Source organism: Hyphomonas sp. GM-8P (genome assembly GCF_003263315.1).
Classification (GTDB): Bacteria; Pseudomonadota; Alphaproteobacteria; order Caulobacterales; family Hyphomonadaceae; genus Hyphomonas.
The window spans coordinates 36833-61574 of sequence record NZ_AWFE01000064.1; the positions used below are offsets into that span (position 1 = coordinate 36833).

The following is a 24742-nucleotide window of genomic DNA, read 5'->3' on the forward strand; positions in this document are numbered from 1 at the left end:
CCGAAACAAACTGTCCGCATTGGCGACGTTGCGACAGGTCTTGTCCTCTGCTGACCTGACCGGCAGATACGCCGCGAGAGATCCAGTGCAGAGGTAACCCATGTCCTATCCCGATCAGGCGTTGGCCGAGGAAATCGGCGAGCGCGTCGAACGCTTCGTCCGCGAAACCGTTGCCAGCTATGAGCGTGACCCGCGTCTGGAGGATCATGGCCCTTCGGAGGACCTGGTCCGGGAACTCCGCGCCAAGGCCCGCGAGGCCGGCGTGATGACGCCGCACATCCTGCCTGACCACACGCACCTCACCCAGCGGGGCACGGCACACGTGCTGAAGAAGTCCGGCCTGTCGCCCCTCGGTCCGGTCGCTTGCAACACCGGCGCACCGGATGAAGGCAACATGTTCCTGTTGGGCAAGGTGGCCACCGACGCCCAGCGTGCCCGTTTTCTCGACAAGCTGCTGACCGGTGAAGCGCGCTCGGCTTTCTTCATGACCGAGCCGTCGGCCGACAACGGCGCCGGGTCGGACCCGTCCATGATGAAGACTGTCTGCATGCAGGATGGCGACGCGTGGGTGATCAACGGCCACAAGACCTACATCACCGGGGCGGAAGGCGCCTCCGTCGGTATCGTCATGGCGAAGGCGGAAGAGGGGGCCTGCATGTTCCTCGTCGACCTGCCGCACCCCGCCATCAAGATCGTCCGCCTGCTGGATACGATCGACTCCTCGATGCCCGGCGGCCATGCCGAAATCCGCATCGAGAATTTACGCGTCCCGGCGAGCGACATGCTGGGCAATCCCGGCGAAGGCTTTCGCTATGCGCAGATCCGTCTGGCCCCGGCGCGCCTGTCGCACTGCATGCGCTGGCACGGCGTCGCAACGCGTGCCCACGAAATTGCCACCACTTATGCCTGCCGCCGTCAGGCGTTCGGCAAGCTGCTGGTCGATCATGAAGGCGTCGGCTTCATGCTGGCCGAGAACCAGATTGACCTGAAACAGGCCGAGCTGATGATCGACTGGTGCGCCGACGCACTGGATGCCGGCGAGAACGGCAATGTCGAAAGCTCGATGGCGAAGGTTGCGGTGTCTGAGGCACTGTTCCGCGTGGCCGACCGCTGTGTGCAGGTCATGGGCGCCATGGGCGTGACCCGTGACACGATCGTGGAGCAATTGTTCCGCGAGGTCCGCGCCTTCCGCATCTATGACGGGCCGACCGAAGTGCACAAATGGTCGCTCGCCAAGAAGATCAAGAAGGCAGAACTCAGCCGGTCTGCCTGACGCCCTCTTGCCGCGGCGCAGCAACAGCGGCAAGACAGGCGCCATGACCGATGTGTCCACGCCTCCCAATCCGGCGCCAGAGCCGCCGAATGTCGATCCGGATCTGCTGGACGACCTCATCGACGCCATCGATGAGAAGGATACGCGCTGGCTGGCGCGGACACTGCAGCGTATGCACCCGGCCGACGCGGCCGACCTGCTGGAAGCACTACCATTCGACACCTTCTCTGAAGCGGTCGAACTGCTCGGTGGGGAGCTGCCCTCCGACATCCTGATCGAACTGCGCGATTCCTATCGCGAAGAGGCTGTCGACGTCCTGCCGGACACCGCCGTTGCGAGCGCCCTCGACGAACTCGATTCCGATGATGCAACCGTCATCCTGGAAGACCTTGAGGACGAGCGCCGCGAACGCATCCTCGAGGACCTGGAGCCGTTCGACCGGGCCCAGCTGGAACGCGGCCTGGCCTATGAAGAGGAATCGGCCGGCCGTCTCATGCAGACGGAATTCGTGGCCGTGCCGGAATACTGGACCGTCGGCCACGCCATCGACCATGCCCGCGAGCTCGGCGAGGAGCTGCCGGAAGTCTTCTACGAGATCTATGTCATCGACCCGGCCTACCGGCTGCAGGGCATCGTCCAGCTGGCGACGCTGATGCGCACGCCGCGCGAGGTACAGCTTTCCGACATCATGACCGATCCGCTGTCGGACATACGCACAGACATGGACCAGGAAGAAGTGGCCTTCCAGTTCCAGAAATACTCGCTGGCGTCTGCGCCGGTGAAGGACACTGCCGGGCGCCTCGTCGGGATGATCACGGTCGACGACATGGTCGACGTTATCCAGGAAGAGGCCGAGGAAGACCTGTTCTCGCTGCTCAACGTCAGCTCCGCTGACGGCGCAGACTCCGTCGTCGATACAGTGCGCGCGCGGGCGCCGTGGCTGGCTGTGAATCTCGTCACGGCGTTCATCGCTTCCGGTATTATCTCGCTGTTCGAAGGTACGCTGAACCAGGTCGTCCAGCTGGCGATCCTGATGCCAGTCGTCGCAGCGCTGGGCGGGAATGCCGGCAGCCAGGGCCTTGTGGTGGCCGTGCGCGCCATCGCCGAACGCCAGCTGGAAGGCGATGCCGTGCGCCGGGCCATCCTGCGGGAAGCGCTGAGCGGGGTGGTGAACGGCCTGCTGTTCGCCGTGGGCGTCGGACTGGTGGCGCTTGTCTGGTTCCACGATGTGGAACTGTCGATTGTATTGGGGATCGCCATGCTGGCGACGTTCCTGTGGGCGGCCTTCTCGGGCATCCTCGTGCCGCTCGGACTCAAGAAGCTGGGCGCCGACCCGGCGGTGGCCTCCTCGGTCTTCGTGTTGACGCTGACCGATGTGATGGCATTTTTCTCCTTCCTGGGGCTGGCGACACTGGTTCTGCTCTGACGTCCTGCAAAGGCGACGGACTCCCGCCTCAGGGGAAAAGGCGCGCTATTTGCACGGGTGCGGCATAGAAAAACACCAACTGTTTCAATACGGGAGCCACGTCTCTTGGCCCTGCCAATTCGCACGTCTGGAGCCGGGGTCGAGCTTATCAAGAGCTTCGAGGGCTTCCGCGCGCGCGCAACCCGCCTGCCGGATGGCACCTGGATCGTCGGATACGGACACACAGCCGGGGCCCGCGAAGGCCTGCGGGTCACCCGCGCGGACGCTGAACTCGTCCTGCGCCACCATGACCTGAAGCCGATCGAAACGCTGATCGGCGAGTCCGTCCTGACACCGCTGACCCAGAACGAATTTGATGCTCTGGTCTCCTTTGCGTTCAATATCGGGCCAAAGGCCTTTCTCGAATCCAATGTGCTGGCGCTGCTGAACAGCGGCGAGCGCCTGCAGGCCGCCGAAGGCATGTCGGCCTGGCGCAAAGGCCGGGTCGATGGCGAAGTCCGCGTGGTGGATGCGCTGGTGCGCCGGCGTGCGGCCGAGAAAGCCCTGTTCCTGGAACACCCATCGGGCCGTATCCCGGTGCCCGGCGCGCTGTTGCGCCCGCAATTCGACCCGGGCGCCGCACTGGCCATGTCCCGCGAGCGGGCCGTGGTGATCGAAGCCCGTACCGAAGATGGCCGCACATCTGCTGCGCCTCCGAGACCTGTCTCCGAATCCGCAGCGCAAGCCGCTGCCCGCGCCGTGGGCGAGCGTATGACGAAACTGCTCGGCGACGAAGCGGAACGCACGGCGTCTCCGGAAGCCACCGACACGAGTGTACCTACAGCCGACGAGATTACCCGCGCCGTCTCCGCTCTGGCAGAGCCGGACGGGGTAGGGGAAGAGCTCCCGGACGATACCGTGATCGAAGCCCGCCCGGCCCCTGCTGCGCCGCCGCGCCATCCGGCAAGGCCCGCGCCGGCTCGCCCTGTGCCCGTGCCGTCAGAAGGCCGCCGGGAAATCCTGCGTCCGCCGGCGCTTCCGCCATCGCGCAGCAATGGCCTGAATGGCGACATCAGCGTCATGCGCTGGCTGCCGTATGCGCTGCTGTCCGGGCTGGGCCTGTGGGGTGTGTTCGAAGGTGTGCGCCGTACGGCCCTGCCGGCTGCCCAGCGCTTTCCGGCCGGTGAAGGCGAGGCCTTTGTCGGGCCGCTTCTGGCCTTTGGCTCGGCCCTCCTGAGCGTGCTGGCCATCTACTATCTCTATCGCGCGATCACCCGGCAGGATTGACTGCTGACAGGCCGGGAACGGCCTGCTAGTCAGTCGCCATGATTGCGAACACATATCCCACCTTGAACTTCGACCTCGGCGAAACCGCCGACATGATCCGTGAAACCGTGGCAAGTTTTGCCCAGAACGAGATCGCGCCCCGCGCCGCCGAGATCGACCGGACGGACACGTTTCCACGTGACCTTTTGCCCAAGATGGGCGAGCTCGGCCTGCTTGGCATTACGGTTGAAGAGGAATGGGGCGGCACCGGCCTCGGCTATCTCGAGCATGTCGTCGCGATGGAGGAAATCTCCCGCGCGTCCGCGTCCGTCGGCCTCTCCTATGGTGCCCATTCGAACCTCTGCGTGAACCAGATCCGCCGCTGGGCCTCTGACGCCCAGAAGGCGCGCTACCTGCCGAAACTGATGACCGGCGAGCACCTCGGCTCCCTCGCCATGAGTGAGAGCGGGGCAGGGTCAGATGTCGTCTCGATGAAGCTGCGCGCAGACAAGAAGGGCGACCGTTATGTGCTGAACGGCACCAAGATGTGGATCACCAATGCGCCGGATGCAGATGTCCTCGTGGTCTATGCCAAGACGGAGCCTGAGGCTGGCTCGAAAGGCATCACCGCCTTCCTGATCGAGCGGGACATGAAAGGCTTTTCCGTCGCGCAGAAGCTCGACAAGCTGGGTATGCGCGGCTCGGAGACGGGTGAGCTTGTCTTCGAGGATTGCGAAGTGCCGGAAGAGAACATCATGGGGCCGCTGAATGGCGGTGTCCGTGTGCTGATGAGCGGGCTCGACTACGAACGCGCCGTGCTGTCGGCCGGGCCGACCGGCATCATGCAGGCCTGCATGGACGTCGTGATCCCCTACATTCACGACCGCAAACAGTTCGGCCAGTCGATCGGCGAGTTCCAGCTGATCCAGGGCAAAGTCGCAGACATGTATGTCCAGATGAACGCGGCCAAGGCCTATGTCTACGCCGTCGCCAAATCCTGCGACCGGGGCGAGACCACCCGCAAGGATGCCGCTGGCGCGATCCTCTATGCGGCTGAGACGGCAACGAAACTCGCGCTCGATGCGATCCAGATCCTCGGCGGGAATGGCTATATCAACGAATATCCGACCGGCCGCTTGCTGCGCGACGCGAAGCTTTACGAGATCGGGGCAGGGACGTCCGAGATCCGCCGCTGGCTGATCGGACGGGAGCTGTTCGGCGAAACCGCATGAGCCTGAAGATCCGCCTGGCGACGTCTGACGACGCCGGATGGATCGCCGGCATCTACGCGCCCTATGTGCGTGAAACGGTCATTTCGTTCGAGATGGAGCCACCTTCTGCGGAAGAGATGGCTCAGCGTATTGAATCCACACTGAAGACCTACCCCTGGCTCGTTGGGGAAGAAGGCGGCACGCCGCTTGGATATGCCTATGCCTCCCAGCACAGGGCGCGGGCGGCCTATCGCTGGTCCTGCGATGTCAGCGTCTATGTCGCGCCGGACGCCCAGCGCAAAGGCGCCGGGATGCAGCTCTATGTCCGTCTGCTGGACATGCTGGAAGGGCAGGGCTTCCGGAACGCCTTTGCCGGGATCGCCCTGCCGAATGACGCCAGCATTGCGCTGCATGAGCGTCTCGGCTTCACGCATCTCGGGACTTACCGGGATGTCGGCTACAAGCTTGGCGCCTGGCACGATGTCGGCTGGTGGCAGAAAATCCTGACCGACGCGCCCGGAATACCGGGCGATCCCGTGGCGCTGCCGGAATTCTTGAAGCGATAGAGAGCCGCCCCGTCAGGCCCGTGCGCGGCGTTCCTCGAATTCGGTTGGAACGCTCAGCACCTGTCCGATCACCGTGACGAGCGACCGCTCATCAATCGGCTTGGCGACGTAACCGTCAAAGCCTTTGGCGAGATACTTTTCCCGGTCGCCGCGCATGGAGTCCGCGGTCAGGGCAATGACCGGCACGACGCGGTTCAGGCTGGCGGAATTGCGCAGGCGCTTGAAGGCTTCCGCGCCATCGAGGCCCGGCATGTGAATGTCCATTAGGACGATGTCAAACGGTTCGTAATCAAGCGCTTCGAGCGCTTCGTTGCCGTCCCCGGCTTCCGATACGACGAGGCCATAATGCTCAAGGAAGGTACGCGCGACCCGGCGGTTGATGCCATTGTCGTCCACGACCAGAGCGCGGCGGCCGCCAAGGCCGACCTGTTTGGTCTGCGGCGCAGCAGGCTTCGGCAGCACGGCTTCGTGCAGATGGACCACTTCGCCGGCTTCCGCTTCGAACTTCAGGGTAAAGACAGATCCGCGGCCAGGTTCGCTGACAACCGTAACGTCGCCGCCCATCATCCGGGCCAGTTTCCGTGTGATCGGCAGGCCGAGGCCGGTGCCGCCAAAGCGGCGCGTTGTGGACCCGTCGGCTTGCGAGAAGCTTTCAAAGACACGGTCCATTTTCTCTGCCGGGATACCGCAACCGGAGTCGGACACGTGAACGATCACGCGCGTATGTCCGTTCTCGGTTGGTTCACAGGTGACCACGACCATCACTTCACCTTTTTCCGTGAATTTGATGGCATTGGAAACAAGGTTGCCGACACATTGGCGCACACGTACGGGGTCGAACTTCATTCGGGACGGCACGCTTGGGTCGATGAACAACTGGAGCTGGATGCCCTTTTCCTCAGCCGTTGCTGCATGCAGCTTGATCATGCGGCTCAACTTGTGGCGCAAGTCCCCGTTCACCGGCGTGACTTCCAGTTTGCCGGCTTCGATTTTCGACAGGTCCAGAATGTCGTTCAGGATCGACATCAGCGTCTTGCCGGAATCGAGGATCGTGGCGACCTGCTCGCGCTGGTCCGGCGTCAGGCTGGTGTGCGCCAGAACCTGCGTCATACCGAGCACGCCATTCAGCGGCGTACGGATTTCATGGCTCATATTGGCCAGGAATTCGGATTTCAGCCGGGTCGCCTGTTCGGCGCGGTGCAGGGCATCGCGCAGTTCGTGCCCCTGACGGCGTTCCTCGCGGATATCGCGGACATAGGTGATGAAGACGCGTTCGCCTTTTTTGCCCCAGCGGGCGCTGGTGAGCGATAGTTCCACCTGGTTGGTGCCGCCGGACTTTGTCGGCGTCTCAGCCTGGGTGACGTGACGCAGGACTTCGCCGCTGGCGAGTTTCATCGCCAGCTCGGGGTCCGGCTCATAGGTTTCATCACCCGTCAGGATGCCAACATCCTGGCCGATGAGTTCCTCTTCGGAATATTCGGACATTTCGCAAAGCGCACGGTTCACATAGGTGATTCGTCCGGCGGCATCGTTGAGGATAATGCCATGCAGGGCATGATCACACGCCGTTTTAGCGAGCTCATACAAGCGTACCGCTTCGTCCCGTTCTTCGGCGATATCCGTGATTTCGTGAGAAACAGACAGCGCGCGGCGTTCGCCATCGCGCTCGACCGGGATGATTGTCGTCTTCATGATCTTGCCGAGCATCCTGGCTGCCCGGCCTTTGGCGGTCGTGAAGGTGCGCGACTCTCCGGTCTCGATCACATGGGTGACCGCGCGGACCATTTCGGTATCTTTGTACGCCGGGTCGAATTCGAAGATGCGCATCCCGATAATGCTTTTACCGTCAGGCAGGATCGACTCATTCATGAGCCGATTGGAAGCGGTCCATTGAAGATCAATCAGCTTTCCGGATTCATCACGAACGGCGGCAGTCTCGCAAATGACCACCGGCAACATATCCCAAAGCGCCATATCCATGCGCAGCATCTCCCATCCTCCCCCTTCAGCCCTGATGGAAGCTGCCCGAATATGCTTAATACTGTATTGAAAATTACAGGTTTGTCAGAACCGCCGTTTCCGGCCGGATGGGTGATGCCAGACGAGCTTGATCCAGCGCGAGCAGGGCGGCCTGATAGCCGGACTCGACGCTGACGTCGTAGTTTTCCCAGTCGCGCAGCTCGGTTTCCGCCAGTTCAGGCAGGATCAGCACGTCCGTTATGTCCCGCCCGAACTGGGTATCGGCCCGGATCGTCGCCGCTCGCATGAGGACGCCGGCGATCGGCGGCGGATTGGAGAATCCATGCCGCGCGACCCAGCGGAAAAAGCCTGCGGGCTTTTCAAACTCGTCGATCTTCAGCCCCTCTGGCTGGCGTGTCACATCGGAACCGATGACAAAACCGCGATGCATGTCCCGCATCACATCGACCGGGAAATTGTTCAGCACGGCGCCATCGACCAGCAGTTCGTTGCCATCGACAACCGGCGGCAGGATTCCCGGAAGGGAGATCGTGGCACGCAACGCATCGCGCAGGAGGCCCGTCCGGTGAATGCGCTGCGTCCCGGTCATCAAATTCGTGGATGTGGCGAAGAAGGGCAGCTCCAGGTCGCCGATCTCCACGTCTCCGAAATGCTCCTTCAGGCGGGCATTCACGCGCACGCCTTTGACCATGCCGACCACGGGCAGTGTATAGTCGCCCAGTGGATTGCTCTCGACGAAGGCCTTGCGGATGCGCATGTCGATCTCGGCATCGTCCCAGCCCATGGCCACACAGGCGGCGATCACCGCGCCCATGGAAGCCCCGCCGACAAAGTCTATCGGGATACCGCGGTCGCGCATCGCCCGCACCACGCCGATATGCGAATAGGCGCGCGCGCCGCCGCCGGAGAGTATCAGCCCGACCGATACACCCGCCATGACCCGGGCGAGCCGGTCACAATTTGCGCCTTCCATGCCCTGCCAGTGGAACAGGCGGCTCGCGCCCGCCGCTTCCAGCCATTCGACCGGCTTGCAGGCGCGGCGATTGTCTCCCGGGTGCAGTAGCAGCACGTCGACCAGTTTCAGTTCGCGGGCAGGGGAGTCATCTTCCGGCATCAGCGGATTGGACGGCTTGGCATCGGCTCGGCCGACCACCCAGATCCGGTCTGCCTGGCGCACGGAGAGGCGGTACCAGCGCGTATCGCCGATGGTCGAGATCAGGATCACCACGTCATGGCGTTGTTCCAGGTCGTCGAAGAAGGCAGCGGGCTTGTCCTCGCCCATGCGCTCGCCCACGACGATGGCGGTCTTGCCGAGGGCCTCGACGCTTGCCTTCAGCGCTTTGGCACGCAATTCGAGGTCGATGGTCGGCGAGGTCGCCACCAGCGTGAAGACTTTCGGGGCGGCGCTGACATTGCGCTGTCCCTCCCGACCGACCCGGCGCAGGATGATGCGGATCATGTGCTCCAGCAGTTCCGGCTCGGACTTGACCAGTTGCCGCCAGCCTTCGCGCGAGAAGCCCACAACTTCGGAATCGCGCAGCGCATACACCGAACTCGTATGGGGTGCGTTATTGGGGGAGCCGTCTCCGTCGAGGTCAACGCCGCCCAGGAACAGCGCCATCTCGCCCACCGGCTCGCCGGGGCGGATATGGCCGACAAATTCGGTCTGCCCGTTGGGGTTCGCCCGGAAAGCGCCAAGTGCGCCCGACAGGACGAAATAGATCATGTCGGCCGGTTCGTTGCGCAGGAACAGCGTCCCGCCCGCCGGCACGCAAAACCATGAGGCTTCGCGCCCGGCCGCTTTCATCGCCTTGGCCGGCACATCCTTGAGGAAGGCAATCGCCTTCAGGGATGTCGTAATATCCAGCTTCATATTTCTGAACATGCGCATCGACTGCGGTCTTTCCTAGAGGGCTTTTTCGCCAGTCTGGTAAAAACCGGTGACACACGCGTGACACCTGACCCAGAGGCAGTTAAGCCTGCCAAAAACTTCTGAAGGGAGGCTGAATGCCCGTCCTGAAATCCAGTCTCGACGTGGCTGGCCCGCGCTTTGCCGCGAACAAGGCCTCCATGGAACGCCTGCTCGATGAGTTGCGCGAGCACACCTCCAAAGCCGCGCTTGGCGGACCTGAAGCCTCGCGCCAGCGCCATGTCGGCCGGGGAAAGCTTCTCCCGCGCGATCGGGTCGAACGCCTTCTGGATCCCGGCAGCGCCTTCCTTGAGGTTGGCGCGCTGGCCGCCCACGGCATGTATGACAATGAAGCGCCCGCCGCCGGGATCATCACGGGCGTTGGCCGGGTCGAAGGCCGGGAATGCCTGATCGTCTGCAACGATCCGACCGTGAAGGGCGGCGCCTACTTCCCCGTCACGGTGAAGAAGCATTTGCGGGCCCAGGAAATCGCGCTCGAAAACCATTTGCCCTGCATCTACCTTGTCGACAGCGGCGGGGCAAACCTGCCCCACCAGTCGGAAGTCTTTCCGGACCGGGAACATTTCGGCCGCATTTTCTACAATCAGGCGCAGATGAGCGCGAAGGGCATCCCCCAGATCGCCTCCGTCATGGGCAGCTGCACGGCAGGCGGCGCCTATGTGCCGGCCATGTCGGACGAGACGGTCATCGTCCGCAAGCAGGGCACGATCTTCCTCGGCGGCCCGCCCCTGGTGAAGGCCGCGACGGGGGAGGTGATCTCGGCAGAAGACCTCGGTGGCGCCGATGTGCATGCCCGCCGCTCCGGTGTGGCCGACCATTATGCCGCTCACGACTCCCACGCACTCGCCATCGTACGCTCCATCGTCCGTACACTCGCAAAGCCGAAACCCCAGCCCTTCGACCTGACCGAGCCAGCCGAACCGCTCTACGATCCGGCAGAGCTGCACGGCCTCGTCCCGCAGGATGTACGCGAGCCCTTTGATGCCCGCGAAGTCATCGCCCGTCTTGTCGATGGCTCCGAATTCCATGAGTTCAAGAAACTCTATGGCGAAACGCTCGTTTGCGGCTTCGCCCGGCTCTACGGCATGCCGGTCGCCATCCTCGCCAATAACGGCATCCTGTTCTCGGAGAGCGCGCAGAAAGCGGCGCACTTCATCGAACTGGCAGACCAGCGCCGCATCCCGCTCGTCTTCCTCCAGAACATTACCGGCTTCATGGTCGGCTCGAAATACGAGGCCGGCGGCATCGCCAAGGACGGCGCCAAGATGGTGACCGCCGTTGCCACAGCCAGCGTGCCGAAATTCACCGTCGTCACCGGCGGCAGCTTCGGGGCAGGGAATTACGGCATGTGCGGCCGGGCCTATTCCCCACGCTTCCTCTTCATGTGGCCGAACGCCCGCATCTCCGTCATGGGCGGCGAACAGGCAGCCTCCGTGCTGGCGACGGTCAAGCGCGACGGCATTGAGCGCAAGGGCGGGGAATGGTCTGCAGACGAGGAAGAAGCCTTCAAGCAGCCGATCCGCGACCTCTATGAGACCGAAGGTTCGCCCTACTATTCCACCGCGCGCCTCTGGGACGATGGCATTATCGACCCGGCGGACACGCGCCGCGTGCTGGGCCTCGCCCTCTCGGCCAGCCTCAATGCGCCATTCCCCGATCGCGGCTTCGGCGTCTTCCGGATGTAAGGATCGAAAATAGGGACGTTTGCGGATTGCGCAGCGTCGCAGGTCTGACATCTTTCTGTCGTACGATCCGGCAGAAAGAGGGACACGCCCATGACCACGAAATCGATCTGCATTATCAACGGCCATCCGGATAAAGACCCGAAACACCTGATCCATGAGCTGTGCGACGCCTATGCTGATGGCGCGGAAAGTGCGGGCCATACGGTCACCCGGATCGATGTTGCCGCACTCGACATACCATTGCTGCGGTCCGCGGAGGAGTTCGAGACCCCGCCGCCCGAGCCCATCCTGACAGAACGTGAAAAGATTGCTGCGGCCGAGCATTTGCTGATCGCATTCCCGCTCTGGATGGGCAGCATGCCGGCCATGCTGAAGGCGTTCCTGGAACAGGCTGCACGCGGCGAATTCTTCCTTGGGCAGAGCGATAATGGCTGGCCTGCCCAGATGATGAAGGGCAAGTCCGCCCGCGTACTCGTCTCCATGGGGATGCCCGGCCTCGTCTACCGGTTCGGCATGGATGCCGGGGCGCTGAAGGCGCTGGAGCGTGGCTTGCTTGGCCTTTCGGGCTTCCACCCGCTTCATCACACGATCATCGGCGGGGCGGGGGAACTTGGCGACGAAGGTTTCCGGTCGTGGGAAACCTTCTGCCGCAAGATCGGCGCCGAGGGCGTCTGATCCGTAGACGGTGTCCGTCCATTAAAATCACGTTGTGAAACCGATCATTAAAATCGTGTCGTGAACCCCTTTTCACGCAACATGAACGGCTCCCTGGCGTAGGCTCCTCGTGTCGCAGGTGATGAGGCGGCGCAGCACCAAAGGAGAGACGTCATGCAACGCACCCCATTCCTTGTGGTCGCCGCCTTTGCCACGGCCCTGATGGGCCATGCCGGGGAGATGCCGGACTTTTCCGGTCTCGATACCGATGCAGATGGCCGCCTCAGCGAAGCGGAATTCGTTTCCTGGAAGACGTCCCGAGGCCGGGCCACCGAAGCCGAGGCTGTCGCGAAGTTTTCTAAATTCGACGCCGATGCAGATGGCTATGTGCTGGAGGCCGAATACAATGCCGCAATCGACGCCTGGCGCGCCGGGCCCAAGCTGTTGATCCCCGAAAACGGCATTGACGATGAACAGGAACCGGACGGTAAAACGAGCTGAGCTTGAGCACTGTCCGACGACGGCCTCCCGCGCGCGGCGGGGGGCCGTCGGCTTTTTGGGGTATCCCCTGCGGCGGAACACCGGTTGCCGTGAGCGCGTCAGCGGTCCAAAAGACTCTCAGAAATTCAACGCGAGGGCCCCATGCGCGATTCCAATTACGATCTCATCAAATTCCAGGCCACCGAAGAGGGCCTCGCTGTCGTCACCATCAACCGGCCCGACGTGCACAATGCCTTCAACATGGAGCTGATCGCCGAGCTGACCGACGCGTTCAAGACGATCGCCGACCAGCCCACGATCCGCATGATGATCCTGCGCGGCAATGGCCACACCTTCAGCGCCGGGGCCGATCTCAACTGGATGAAGCGCGCCGCCACGCACACGAAGGACGACAATGTCCGCGATGCAGTGAACCTCGCCGAGATGCTGCAGTCGCTCTACGAGATGCCGCAGATGACGCTGGCCATGGTGCAGGGTGCGGCCATGGGCGGCGGGGCAGGGCTGGTGGCAGCCTGTGACGTGGCCGTTGCCATGTCGAACACCAAGTTCCGCTTTTCCGAAGTCCGCCTTGGTCTGACGCCGGCAACGATCAGCCCCTATGTGATCGACGCCATCGGCCCGCGCTGGGCCCGCGCACTGTTCACGACGGCCGAAAGCTTCGACGCCGCCTTCGCCGAGAAGATCGGCCTCGTCCAGTATGTCGTCGAAACGATGGAAGAGATGACGAAGATGGAAGAGCACCTCGCCAATCTTGTTTTCTCGGCGGCGCCGGGCGCCGTGGCCGATGCGAAGCGACTCGTCGCCGATGTCACAGGCCAGATCATCGACCGCGATCTTGGCCATGAGACGGCCAAGCGCATCGCGGCGCGGCGTGTGTCTGACGAGGGTAAGGAAGGCATCGCCGCCTTCCTCGAAAAGCGGCGCCCGACCTGGGTGCGCTAGGGCCTGGCGCCTCAGCCGCCGGTCGATTTGAGCCAGCTGCCCACAGGTATACCGATATCGGACAAAAGGTGCAGGGTCGCCTGAACGGGGTTTATACCGGTCAGCTGTTCGATCGGACCCTGGAAGACATAGATCAGCACGCCAAACATGATCAGATAGATCAGGAACTGCATCAGCGACTTCAGCAGGAAGGCGCCCGCGCTACCCGCAACGAGGCCAACGCCGCCAAGGATCAAGGCGCCGGCAAGAGGCGTCAATTCACTGACGTCTGCGGCTTGTGTGTAGCCGATATAGCCGCCGACAGCGGCTCCCACGAGGCCGGCGAGGCTGCTTACCCGGACGCCAGATGCATAGGCCATATGAATTCCCTCCGATTCAGGTTGTTAACCCTACAATCGCTTTACCCCCGCGCAAGAGGCCGCGACCGCCCGAACCCGGTCAGGCCCGGGCCGGGAAGGGTCACCAACCGGCCCGAAACCCGCCTTGAATCAATGTAAAAGCCAGACAATGCCCGCGCCCCCAGCCTTCGGCCCGAAGCCGCCCAATGCCGTCCAGCGGCGCCTGCATGCCGGGCGCGAAGCCTTGCGGGAGAGGTGGGTGAGGGGGCCGTGGAGCCTCGCCGCCTTCGAATTCGTCAGTTTCGGCATCAAGCAGGGCTGGGCCTGCCTGTTCGGCGGGGCGATGCTGGGATTCCTGCTGGCGACCTTCCTCTGGTATCCGGAGAGCGCAGCAGTCTCGCGCTACGATTTTCTGGTGATCGGCGCGGTGGTGATCCAGATACTGATGCTCTGGACGGGGCTGGAGACGCTGGAAGAGGCAAAGGTCATCCTCGTCTTCCACATCACCGGCACGATCATGGAATTGTTCAAGACGGCCCATGGCAGCTGGATCTATCCGGAGGAAAGCGTCCTCAGGATCGGTGCCGTTCCACTGTTCACCGGTTTCATGTACGCCGCCGTCGGCTCCTATCTGGCGCGGGTGTGGCGCATCTTCGAGTTCCGCTTCGAACGCCTCCCGCCGCTCTGGATCCAGGGCCTGCTCGCGGCAGCGATCTATGTGAATTTCTTCGCCCATCACTGGCTGCCGGATGTCCGGATCGCCCTGTTCGCGGGTACGGTGATGGTTTACGGGCCCTGCCTCGTCTGGTTTCGGCCGGACCGGTTTCACCGGCCGATGCCGCTGGTCATCGGCTTCCTGCTCGTCGCCCTCTTCATCTGGTTTGCGGAGAACATCGGCACCTTCGCCCGGGCCTGGACCTATCCAGGCCAGGAGGATGGCTGGCACCCGGTCTCTTTATCCAAGCTCGGATCGTGGTATCTGCTGATGATCATCAGTTTCGTTCTGGTCGCCGCCGTTCATCGCAGCGGGCACCGGGACACCGGAGGGCCCGGACATGAAAATCGAGAAGCTTCTCGTCGCGAATAGGGGCGAGATCGCGTGCCGCATCTTTGCCACTTGCCGTGACCTCGGCATCGCTACCGTCGCCGTCTATTCCGACGCCGATGCGCGCGCCAAGCATGTGCGCGAGGCGGGCGAGGCCGTACATATCGGCCCGGCGCCCGCCGCCGAGAGCTATCTGAAGGTCGAGGCGATCCTCGCCGCAGCGAAGGAGACCGGCGCGGACGCGATTCATCCCGGCTATGGCTTCCTGTCCGAGAATGCCGACTTTGCCGAGGCTGTGGTGAAGGCCGGGCTCATCTGGGTTGGCCCGCCTGCCTCCGCGATCCGGTCCATGGGGCCGAAGGATGAAGCCAAGCGCATCGCCGAGGAAGCGGGCGTGCCCGTGCTGCCTGGCTATCGCGGCGAGGCGCAGGACGCCAAGACGCTGACCGAAGCGGCGAAAGAGATCGGCTTCCCGCTGCTGATCAAGGCCGTGGCCGGCGGCGGAGGCCGGGGCATCCGCCTCGTCTCCAGGGCGTCCGAGCTGAAAGCCGAACTGGAAAGCGCCGTGCGCGAAGCGGAAAGCAGCTTTGGTGATGGCCGCGTCATGCTGGAGAAACTGGTCGAATGCCCACGCCATATCGAGGTGCAGGTGTTCGGGGATTCCCATGGCAACGCCGTGCACCTTTACGAGCGCGACTGTTCGCTGCAGCGCCGCCGCCAGAAAGTGATCGAGGAAGCGCCCGCGCCCGGCATGCCGGAAGACGTGCGGGAGGCGATGACGAATGCCGCCGTGGCGCTCACCAAGGCCGTGAAATATGAAGGCGCCGGGACGGTGGAATTCATCGTGGACGGATCAAGGCCGCTGGCGCTCGACACGTTCTGGTTCCTTGAAATGAATACCCGCCTGCAGGTGGAGCACCCGGTGACTGAGATGATCACGGGACAGGATCTGGTCGAATGGCAGCTGCGTGTGGCCTCCGGCGAATTGCTGCCGCTTCACCAGCAGGACATTCCGCTCCATGGCCATGCCATCGAGGCGCGGATCTGTGCCGAAGACCCCGCCGAAGGCTTCCGCCCCGGCGCGGGCCTGATCCTCGAATTCGGCATGATGGAACCCGCCGATGGAGAGATCGTGCGCTGGGATGCAGGCTTCGAGACGGGCGACCGCGTGCCGTCGAATTATGACTCCATGATCGCCAAGCTGATCGTGCATGAGGGTAACCGGCGCGCGGCCTGCGAACGGCTGATCGAGACGCTGTCTCACCTGCAGCTGGCTGGCGTGCCGTCCAATACGGGCTTCCTTCGCCGCTGCGCCTCGTCGGATGCCTTCCTCAACCATTCCCATCATGTGAACTGGATCGCGGAAGCGGGCGATGCGCTGACCCTTCCGCCTGCGGAACACCAACATGCCTCTGTCATGGCGGTTTGCGATGTGCGCCTGAACGAGGCGGGCGGGGCGACGCCGTGGGGGATTCAGGATGGCTGGCGGATGAATTCCGCGCCGGTGCACAAGTCGATGGTGGCAGTTGGCGCCGAAGCGGACTGGATCGATCCGGAAGACCATCCGGTGGATCCGGAGACGCCGCTGCCGCTGGTGACGGACATCTCGCCCCGCCGCTATGCGGTGACGACGGGCGGCGACACGGTGCTTGTGGAAGTGCCGGAATTCGACGCCGACGTCGAAGCCGTGCTCGGCGGTGACAATGTCAGCGCGCCGATGCCGGGCAAGGTGCTGTCGATTTCCGTGAAGGCCGGCGCCGAAGTGAAGCGCGGCGATACGGTCGCCGTCATGGAAGCCATGAAGATGGAGCACGCCCTCACTGCGCCGCGCGATGGCGTGGTGGAAGCCGTGACCGGAAACGTAGGCGACCAGGTCTCCGAAGGCGATGTGCTCGTCCAACTGGTGGCGGAGTAACCCTCACCTCCCGCGTCCGGGGGAGGTGGCAGCACCGTTCTGGCGCGGGCAGGAGGTGAGGGCCGCTGCGTAAATTCAGAGGCGCCGCGGATCAGGCTGCGACAGCGAAATCCATCCGTGCAGGGATATGTGTCTCAGCGCGGTAGGGGCGGCGCACGACCGGCGGGGCAACGATTTCACCAAGATGGTTGGCGGCGTAGGCAATGGCTTCGGTCTTCAGGATCCGCTCGCCATATTCGTTCTCGCCGAGGGTGACGCGGGCCATGGCGCCGTCCGGCCCGGCGGCCCAGAATTCGACGCCGGCATCTGCCAGTTCCATCGCCTTGTCGAGCTCCATGCGGAAGCTGTCGCCGTAAACGACATCCTTCACCTGCGCCGGATCGAACTCACATCCCTTGATCACCAGACGTACCATCACGCAACTCCCAGCCTATGTTTTGAACCCAGTTTGCGGGTGCGTTCCGTTTGCCCCCGCAACATGAGAACATAAGCAGAATATTCACGATTTGGAAAGGAAAAAGTTCCATTTTTGTTCACGTCGAACCAAAACGGAACAAAATCAGGAACTTGGCTGTTCCGGTATCAGCCGCCCAGCCGTTTCAGCGCCCGCTCGCGTCCGATCAGAGGCAGGATGGCGCCCATGTCGGGGCCGTGTTCCTGACCCGTCAGCGCCTTGCGGAGCGTCATGAACAGGCCCCGGCCCTTGCGCCCGGTCTCTGCCTTCACGGCATTTGTCCACTGGCTCCAAGTCTCGCCCGTCAGCTGACCTTCCGGCAACAGCGTTGCGGCCGTGGCGACGAAGTCCTTGTCCTCATTGTCCACCAGCGGGGTGATGTCGCCGAACACGGTGTCGACCCATTCGGCGACATCCGGCAGCAGGGAACAGTTCTCGCGTACTACGGTCCAGAAGGCTTCGTCAGCGGCGCGCGGGTCCACCGCCGCGAGGCGGTCCTTCACGGCGTCAAACGGCAGGGCGTGCAGGATCGACGCGTTCAGCCCTTTCAGCTCCGCCTCGTCGAAGCGGGCCGGGGAGCGGCCGATCTTGCCGAAATCGAACTCATCGGCGAGCTGCTCAAGGCTTTCGCGCGCCTCGACATTGTCGGACGTGCCAATTTTGGCGAGCAGCGAGCAGATCGACATCGGCTCATAGCCCTGCGCGCGCAGCTCGCCCATGGAGAGCGAGCCGAGGCGTTTTGACAGGCCCTGGCCGTCCGCGCCGATCAGCAGCGGCGTGTGCGCCATGTCCGGCGCGGTGCCGCCGAGCGCCTTGAAGATCTCGATCTGGGCGCCGGAGTTGGTCACATGGTCCTCGCCCCGCACGACATGCGTGATGCCGGCCTCGATGTCGTCGACGACGGAGGGGAGGGTGTAGAGATAGGAGCCGTCTTCGCGGATCAGGATCGGATCGGAGAGGCTGGACGTGTCGATGCTCTGCGGCCCGCGCACGAGGTCTTCCCACTCGACGCGCTCGCCCGAGAGTTTGAAACGCCAGTGCGGCTGGCGGCCTTCTGCCTCGAGTTTCGCCTTCTCCTCGTCCGTTAGGCTGAGCGCCGCCCGGTCATAGACCGGCGGGCGGCCGCGAGAGAGGGCGATCTTGCGCTTACGGTCGAGTTCGTCGGCCGTTTCATAGCACGGATAGAGCAGGCCCATTTCGCGCAGCTTGTCGGCGGCGGCGTCATACTGGGCGAAGCGGTCGGACTGGTTGAACGTGTCGGCCCAGACCAGGCCCAGCCATTCGAGGTCGACCTTCAGCGCGTCCTCGTTCTCCTTCGTGGAGCGTTCCACGTCGGTATCGTCGATGCGCAGGATGAACTTTCCGTCCTGGCTGTGGGCAAACAGCCAGTTGATGAGCGCAGTGCGCACATTGCCGACATGCAGGCGGCCTGTTGGCGACGGGGCGAAACGGACGATAGGGGAGGTCATGGACGTGTTATGGCCGTGGATCAGGAGAATGTGTGCCGCTTTCGACACCAAATTGCAGAAAAAGCCAAGCGACCCATGCCAGTTTCTTGCTAATCTGTATGCTAGTGTGGCACCGGCAGTTGAGTCGCAACCCGAGGAGGGGGTCATGAAAAAAGCCTGGATTCTTGTCCTGGCAGGAAGCCTCGTGGCCTGCGGACAGCCGTCGGACACGCCCGCTGGCGGCGACGCCTCCACCCCTGCCGCCATCGAACACGAAACGCTTGAGGCCCAGGTTCCGGAGTCCGAGCCGATTGCGTCTCCCTATGAAGTGGCCGAGTCCGCGCCGGACGACACAGACTATGCCGCGCTCGCGGGATATCCCGACACCTGGTACGTCTCCTATGGCTGGCCGGGGGAGTACCCGTCCGGCTTTGTCGTGCTGGAGCAGGGCGTCACGCTGAACGGCCGCGCCCGGCCCAATCCGGATGCGCCGGCCAATGTCGCCTGCACGCTGCCGCAATATGCCAATTACCAGATCTGGAACCGCCAGCGCGTGGAGCGCGACAGCCTGGAATTCATCGTTGCCTCGAAGATCGAGCCGGTGACCATGCTGGTCGACGCCAATATCGAGACGCCGGGCGATGAAGGCATGCAGGTGCTGAACCTGAAGGCCGGCGATGTCCTGTCCTACTTGCGCTATCTCGGCGAAGGCTTCGCCATCTTCGGCGTGAACGGGCAGGAATACACGATCAACGAGGCCGAGCTGCGCGACATCTCCAGCATGTCGGCGGTCAGCCTCGAGGAAGACCAGTGGGTGGAGGTCGCCTGTATCGGCGGCACGCGCGCCTGGCTGCTCTATGACGATGCCATCGCACATGACGACATTGTGCCGTCGCCCATCGTCGGCTTCGGCGAAGCGTCTGACATCTATCCTGATGAAGTCGACAAGGTGCGTGCCGAGGGGCTCGAACTGGAAGCCTTCCAGAACGGCTCTTTCGACGAAGGCCCCAACGAGTAGTCGTTTCTCAAATCAACGGGCAGGCCGGAAAGCCGCCCTTGGTGCAGAGGCGCGCGCGGGCTTTTGCGAAGGCCCGGAGTCCTTACCCCAAAGGTAACAAAGCTCGAAAATCAAACAGGAATTCGAGAGCCTTTCCTGATTTTCTTACCTTACATCATTCTGTCTGCTGCCTGCTTTAGGATATGAAAGGGAGCCGATGGCTGAGACCAAGGGTGATGTTGGGACTGACGATTTTGCGCGCGTGTCCCCCGGCGATATCCGGAACGCGATTTCCGTCTTGGAACAAGCACTTTTCAACCACGTCCACTGGACGGATGCGCTGAACACGACGCTGATCTGCAATCTCCAGCCAGATGCGCGCGATCTCGAACCGGACTCGCACCGCAGGTGCCGCTTTGGTCAATGGTATTACAATCCCGGCTCGCACGTGGTTCAGAGCAATCCGAATTTCCAGGAACTGGAAAAAGCCCACCAGAGCATGCACGAAACGGCGGCGCACCTGCTGATGCTGTTGCAGTCCCATCAGAACATCCCGATGGCGGACTATGAGAGGTTCACAGGCAATCTGAAGGAAATGCGCCTGCTGATCGAGACGCTGAAGCGCGAGTTGGAAGACGAGATCTACAATGTCGACGCGCTGACCGGTGCCAGCACCCGCGTGGGCATGCTGACAAAGCTACGGGAGCAACAGGAACTTGTCCGCCGCAAGCTGGAAAGCTGCGTGATTGTCATAATGGATATCGACCGGTTCAAGCTGGTCAATGACCGGTATGGCCACCTGGTCGGAGACCGGGCGCTGGCGGAGTTTGCGCATCATGTGATGCGGCACTCGCGCCCGTTTGACCGCCTGTTCCGCTTCGGCGGTGAGGAATTTCTGCTATGTGTACCGCACACGGACATCAACACGGCGTTCAACATGATCGACCGGATCCGGTCTGAACTGGCCGAAGTGAAAATTGAGGCCGACGGCTTCCCGCCATTCTCGATCACGGCCTCCTTCGGCCTCACGCTGCTCGATCCGGATGCCAGCGTGGCGGAATGCATCGAGCGGGCCGATCAGGCGACCTATGCTGCCAAGCAGCGGGGGCGGAACATGACCGTCGTCTGGGATCCATCCATGGAGCGCCGGCTGGCCTCCTGAGCTCAGGCGTCCCGGAACCGGTTGGTGATCGGATAGCGCCGGTCGCGGCCGAAATTCTTGCCGCCGATCTTCACGCCCGGCGGGGCCTGGCGGCGTTTGTACTCGGCGATGTAGAGCAGGTGCTCTATCCGCTTCACCACAGCCGGGTCATGCCCGCGGGCGATGATGTCTTCCACGTCTTCCTCGCCCTCGACCAGGCCGCGCAGGATATCGTCCAGCACGTCATACGGGGGCAGGGAGTCCTCGTCCTTCTGGTCCTCGCGCAGCTCCGCGCTCGGCGGCTTGGTGATGATCCGCATCGGGATCACTTCCCCGCCCGGCCCCAGTGCGCCTTTCGGCACAGCCATGTTGCGCCAGCGTGCCAGCTCGAACACTTCGGTCTTCCAGAAATCCTTCAGCGCATTATAGCCGCCGCACATGTCGCCATAAAGCGTGGCATAGCCGACGGCCATCTCGCTCTTGTTACCGGTGGTCACCACCATGTGCCCGAATTTGTTCGACAGCGCCATCAGCGTCACCGCGCGCAGGCGGGACTGGATATTCTCTTCTGTGGTGTCCGGCTTCAGGTCCGCGAACTGTTCGCTTAACATCTCGTCCAGCGCATTCACGCCGGGGCGGATATTGATCGTGTCATAGCGCGCGCCCAGCGCCTCGGCGCACAGTTTCGCGTCTTCCAGACTGTCAGAGGACGTATATTTCGACGGCAGCATCACGCACCACACGCGTTCCGGCCCGAGGGCGTCCACGGCAATCGCCGCTGTCAGCGCCGAGTCGATGCCGCCGCTCATGCCCAGAACGACGCCGGGGAAGCGGTTCTTGTTGACGTAATCGCCGAGCGCCAGCACCGCCGCGCGGTATTCGGCCTCCCAGCCGCTGGTCAGCTCCACCTGGCTGTCGCTTGAGAACTGATGCGTCTCGCCATCGAAATTGACCAGCGCCGTGCCGGTGACGAAATCGCCGAGCAGCTGGTGCTCGGTCCCATCGAAATCGACGGCATAGCTCGCCCCGTCGAAGACCAGTTCGTCCTGCCCGCCCACCTGGTTCACGAAGAGGTACGGCACGCCCGTCTTCGTCCAGGCGGAGAAGCTCGTGTGCCGCTCCACCTGCACGGTGCGGCGCCAGGGGCTGCCATTCGGCACGATCAGCATTTCGGCGCCCGCCTCGGCCAGCGCAGAGGGCACGCGCGGATACCAGATGTCCTCACAGATCGCGAGGCCGACAGAGATACCGTTCAGATCGAAGACGGGCAGGGGGCCTTCGCCGGCATCGAAGATGCGCTTCTCGTCGAATACGCCATAGTTCGGCAGCTCGCGCTTGTCATAGCGCCCGGCCACCGCGCCATCTTTCAGCAGTACGGCGGAATTGTGCCGTTTCTTCCCGTCCATCCAGGGGCTGCCGATGATCACGGCTGGGCCGCCTGCGGTCTCCGCGGCGAGGTCCTGCACCGCCTTCATGGAATCTTCCACGGCGGCCGGTTTCAGCACCAGATCTTCGGCCGGATAGCCGAGAATGAACAGTTCGGAGAGGACAAGCAGGTCAGCGCCCTTGTCCTTCGCCTCGGCATACGCCCCGCGCGCCAGCTCAAGGTTTCCCTTGATGTCCCCCACCACAGGATTGAGCTGCGCGACCAGGATTTTCAGATTTTTGCTCATGAAGAGCATTTAGGGGGGAATGGCAGCATTGTCATCAGGTGAACGACCTTCTCTTTCTACTATTGAGAAGGGGGTGACCCAGGAGGCCACATTTTTGTCGGGAAGGTTTAATTGCCCGTCGCGTAGGCACGCACTTCCTTGTCTTCCTTGTCACCAATCAGCAGCAGATCCGGCCCCAATGCATTACGTATGCTGGGCACAGCGCTGACGGCGCCAAGACCGATATCGACATAGCTCGGTCCGATCAGCGGCAGGAACGTATATAGGCCATTCGGCTGGGCGGAGAATACAATTGCATCCGGCGATGTTTCGGTGATGACAACGATTTCAGGCGCGTCGTCTCCGTTCAGATCGTCAAGAATGACGTCTTTGGGTACGCCTTTTTCCCAGCTGTAGGTCTCCTGGATCACTTGCCGGTCTGCGTCAGTTGCGATCACGACTAGCCTATGGATCCCATCGTGCTCTCCGTCGGTAAAGACAAGTGCCATGCCGGAGCCGAAATCGAAAAACCTGCCAATGCGTGTGGAAGCCGCAAGTTGAAGGGAAACTGATGTTTGCAGGTCCAGATTTGTTATTTCAGGCGGGCCATATTCGGATGTGTAAGGGTCTGCGTGTACCGATTGCTTGTAGTGGTAAATTTCGTTCGTATCCGAATTGAATGCAACCACGTCGGGTAAAGTGATCTTGGTTGAATCGTATGAGTTGTAACTCGACGCCTGCAACGGAAACTCTGCGGCATAGATCGCACAAAATGACTCGACAGTTCCGAAAGTCCTGTAAAGCGGGACTTCTGGTGGACTTCCCTGGTATCCATTGTTGGTGTCTATGAGGCTGAAGCCTCCCTCACGCGAGCCGATAAGCATAGGGCCATTCCAGTTGTTGAATGGCTTGGTGATCCGATAGGAAGCACACGGGCTCTTCACCGGTAGAGATAGAACGTTTTCCAGAGTTTCTTCCGCGTCGTATTGCACGAACACTTTCAGCCGGTTTGTGGCTTCTTCAAGAACGGCGAAGCTGGACCAGTAGTACTGGCTTGCACCCATAACATGCGCAGATGCGAAGCTCGCAGGCTTGGTCGGATCTTCCAAAATAGAAGCCGGGTTCACGATCCCCAGTTCATCCGCCGGCGAAAGTCCAAGCTGCTGAATACGGAGTTTTTCTCCAGTAGGAAGTTCTGTCGCAACAAATGCTGCATTTGCTCCACTCATCGAAAATGAAATTCGGTTGTCAACAAAAACGGCTTTCACAGGATCGTCGAACGAGAGTGTGTCAAGGAGGGCTGGTTCCGCGTCAAAACGCGGTTCCTGATGAATATCCGTGAACGTTATATCCAGGCTTTGCTTCGACTCATTCGTTCCGTCGCTGACCGTTACTTCAAAAGTTGCGACACTTGTCTCGTTCAGTTCAGGGACCCGGAGTTCTGCGAGAACTTCCATCGATGTATCGGGGATATCGACTGCGGGGCCACTCAACTGCGCCCAGGAAAATGTCAAAGGATCGCTTTCGGGATCCGAAGTGCCTGAAGCGTCCAAAGTAAACGTCTGGCCTTCATCCGGAGTAGAATTGCCCACCGCAGTCACAATTGCCGGCGCTGCATTCGCAGGCGGTGGTGGTGGGGGCGGCGGTGGAGAGGTCGTCGTCGGGGTAGAAGTGCCGCCACCGCCACCCCCACATGCCGCAAGGGCCAGTACGCTCGCAGATAGAAATAGAAGCGCCGTGCGCTTTGCGGGATTTACCGGCATGTTTTGCCCCCCTAGAAATCTCAACCACCCTTCATCAACCAAAGGTGTCAACATTTTTAGGCTCCTGTTCTGTAATAAGCAAAGCAGATTCTGTGATTTTGGGGAGCGGTGGTTGGTTTGGAGCGTCAAACTTATAAGAGATCGGTCGATCTCCTGAATTCGTTTCTACTTCCTGCCGGGCGCAGGAGCGTGGACGCATCTGTTTACAGCCCCACCTGAAACCGCCACCCATAGGCCTCACTGCAAACACGGGAGCGTCCATCATGACCGAAGGAATGCGTTTTACGACGCCGCGCCACAGGGAGGTCTATGTCGCCTATGGGACGGTCTATGACTGTGTCGATGCGCTGGCGGCGATTCTGTTCATCATCGGCTCGGTCCTGTTTTTCGGGGAGGCGACGCAGACAGCGGGGACGTGGCTGTTCCTGATCGGGTCGATCTGTTTCGCCATCCGCCCGGCCCTGCATGTCGTGCGCGACGTGCACATGCGGCGGCTGCCGAAGACGTAGGGGCGGCCCGCCCAGCCCGCGTAAGCATGGTCTATACACGGTGTATTCACGGTGTTGTTCATTGCCC

21 protein-coding genes are annotated in these 24742 nt (G+C 62.2%); 14 read left to right on the forward strand and 7 right to left on the reverse strand.

From position 1 onward, the window contains the following. The first annotated feature begins 100 nt into the window (after positions 1–100). The 5 genes from HY26_RS08130 (at position 101) to HY26_RS08150 (ending at position 5721) form a co-directional block, all read left to right on the forward strand. A complete protein-coding gene (locus HY26_RS08130; protein WP_112073344.1) occupies positions 101–1273 on the forward strand; it encodes an acyl-CoA dehydrogenase family protein in 1173 nt (390 codons plus the stop codon). Positions 1274–1316: 43 nt separating this feature from the next. Continuing rightward, on the forward strand, positions 1317–2699 hold the full coding sequence (gene mgtE, locus HY26_RS08135) for a magnesium transporter (protein ID WP_034764820.1): 1383 nt from the start codon (positions 1317–1319) through the stop codon (positions 2697–2699). Between the two features lie 105 nt (positions 2700–2804). Beyond that, the gene (locus HY26_RS08140) at positions 2805–3965 is read left to right on the forward strand and encodes a lysozyme (RefSeq protein ID WP_051599788.1); all 1161 of its coding nucleotides are present in this window, start codon (positions 2805–2807) and stop codon (positions 3963–3965) included. A gap of 38 nt (positions 3966–4003) precedes the next feature. After that, on the forward strand, positions 4004–5176 hold the full coding sequence (locus tag HY26_RS08145) for an isovaleryl-CoA dehydrogenase (RefSeq protein ID WP_034764696.1): 1173 nt from the start codon (positions 4004–4006) through the stop codon (positions 5174–5176). Beyond that, positions 5173–5721: an arsinothricin resistance N-acetyltransferase ArsN1 family B gene (locus HY26_RS08150; protein WP_112073345.1), complete on the forward strand. Its 549-nt coding sequence runs from the start codon at positions 5173–5175 to the stop codon at positions 5719–5721. The genes HY26_RS08145 and HY26_RS08150 overlap by 4 nt, the downstream gene beginning before the upstream one ends. A gap of 12 nt (positions 5722–5733) precedes the next feature. Here HY26_RS08150 and HY26_RS08155 read toward each other — a convergent pair whose 3' ends face one another. Both HY26_RS08155 and HY26_RS08160 read right to left on the reverse strand, forming a co-directional pair. Then, complete coding sequence (locus tag HY26_RS08155) at positions 5734–7710, reverse strand: ATP-binding protein (RefSeq protein WP_233351567.1); 1977 nt, start codon at positions 7708–7710, stop codon at positions 5734–5736. Between the two features lie 64 nt (positions 7711–7774). After that, the gene (locus tag HY26_RS08160; RefSeq protein WP_233351568.1) at positions 7775–9574 is read right to left on the reverse strand and encodes a patatin-like phospholipase family protein; all 1800 of its coding nucleotides are present in this window, start codon (positions 9572–9574) and stop codon (positions 7775–7777) included. 134 nt (positions 9575–9708) lie between these two features. On the opposite strand from HY26_RS08160, the gene HY26_RS08165 reads away from it, so the two are divergent. The 4 genes from HY26_RS08165 (at position 9709) to HY26_RS08180 (ending at position 13413) form a co-directional block, all read left to right on the forward strand. Further along, positions 9709–11316 (forward strand): carboxyl transferase domain-containing protein, encoded by a 1608-nt coding sequence (locus HY26_RS08165; protein WP_112073346.1) that lies wholly within the window; start codon positions 9709–9711, stop codon positions 11314–11316. Between the two features lie 90 nt (positions 11317–11406). Further along, positions 11407–11991, forward strand: coding sequence for an NAD(P)H-dependent oxidoreductase (locus HY26_RS08170; protein ID WP_112073347.1), 585 nt, complete (start codon positions 11407–11409; stop codon positions 11989–11991). Between the two features lie 153 nt (positions 11992–12144). Next, entirely contained in the window at positions 12145–12471 is a 327-nt protein-coding gene (locus HY26_RS08175) for a hypothetical protein (RefSeq protein ID WP_051599789.1), read from the forward strand. Between the two features lie 141 nt (positions 12472–12612). Next, entirely contained in the window at positions 12613–13413 is an 801-nt protein-coding gene (locus HY26_RS08180) for an enoyl-CoA hydratase-related protein (RefSeq protein ID WP_034764706.1), read from the forward strand. Positions 13414–13424: 11 nt separating this feature from the next. Here the strand turns inward: HY26_RS08180 and HY26_RS08185 are convergent, their stop codons facing one another. Then, positions 13425–13772 carry a hypothetical protein gene (locus tag HY26_RS08185; RefSeq protein ID WP_034764708.1) on the reverse strand — a complete coding sequence of 116 codons (348 nt, stop codon included), beginning with the start codon at positions 13770–13772 and terminating at the stop codon, positions 13425–13427. 148 nt (positions 13773–13920) lie between these two features. Here HY26_RS08185 and HY26_RS08190 point away from each other — a divergent pair, with 148 nt between their 5' ends. Both HY26_RS08190 and HY26_RS08195 read left to right on the forward strand, forming a co-directional pair. Then, a complete protein-coding gene (locus tag HY26_RS08190; protein WP_112073348.1) occupies positions 13921–14838 on the forward strand; it encodes a DUF817 domain-containing protein in 918 nt (305 codons plus the stop codon). Then, positions 14807–16711 carry a biotin carboxylase N-terminal domain-containing protein gene (locus HY26_RS08195; RefSeq protein WP_112073349.1) on the forward strand — a complete coding sequence of 635 codons (1905 nt, stop codon included), beginning with the start codon at positions 14807–14809 and terminating at the stop codon, positions 16709–16711. Before HY26_RS08190 ends, HY26_RS08195 begins: the two co-directional genes overlap by 32 nt. A 91-nt stretch (positions 16712–16802) precedes the next feature. Here the strand turns inward: HY26_RS08195 and HY26_RS08200 are convergent, their stop codons facing one another. Then, the gene (locus HY26_RS08200) at positions 16803–17126 is read right to left on the reverse strand and encodes a hypothetical protein (RefSeq protein ID WP_034764711.1); all 324 of its coding nucleotides are present in this window, start codon (positions 17124–17126) and stop codon (positions 16803–16805) included. Positions 17127–17293: 167 nt separating this feature from the next. Beyond that, positions 17294–18634 (reverse strand): glutamate--tRNA ligase, encoded by a 1341-nt coding sequence (gene gltX, locus HY26_RS08205; RefSeq protein WP_112073360.1) that lies wholly within the window; start codon positions 18632–18634, stop codon positions 17294–17296. Positions 18635–18779: 145 nt separating this feature from the next. On the opposite strand from gltX, the gene HY26_RS08210 reads away from it, so the two are divergent. Both HY26_RS08210 and HY26_RS08215 read left to right on the forward strand, forming a co-directional pair. Continuing rightward, on the forward strand, positions 18780–19631 hold the full coding sequence (locus HY26_RS08210; protein ID WP_051599790.1) for a hypothetical protein: 852 nt from the start codon (positions 18780–18782) through the stop codon (positions 19629–19631). 196 nt (positions 19632–19827) lie between these two features. Then, positions 19828–20772 carry a diguanylate cyclase gene (locus HY26_RS08215; protein ID WP_112073350.1) on the forward strand — a complete coding sequence of 315 codons (945 nt, stop codon included), beginning with the start codon at positions 19828–19830 and terminating at the stop codon, positions 20770–20772. A gap of 2 nt (positions 20773–20774) precedes the next feature. Here the strand turns inward: HY26_RS08215 and HY26_RS08220 are convergent, their stop codons facing one another. Together HY26_RS08220 and HY26_RS08225 are read right to left on the reverse strand one after the other, a co-directional pair. Further along, complete coding sequence (locus tag HY26_RS08220) at positions 20775–22424, reverse strand: NAD+ synthase (RefSeq protein WP_112073361.1); 1650 nt, start codon at positions 22422–22424, stop codon at positions 20775–20777. 107 nt (positions 22425–22531) lie between these two features. Next, a complete protein-coding gene (locus tag HY26_RS08225; RefSeq protein WP_146740199.1) occupies positions 22532–24220 on the reverse strand; it encodes a PKD domain-containing protein in 1689 nt (562 codons plus the stop codon). Positions 24221–24429: 209 nt separating this feature from the next. Here HY26_RS08225 and HY26_RS08230 point away from each other — a divergent pair, with 209 nt between their 5' ends. Next, positions 24430–24675: a YrhK family protein gene (locus HY26_RS08230; protein ID WP_112073352.1), complete on the forward strand. Its 246-nt coding sequence runs from the start codon at positions 24430–24432 to the stop codon at positions 24673–24675. Positions 24676–24742: the final 67 nt, after the last annotated feature.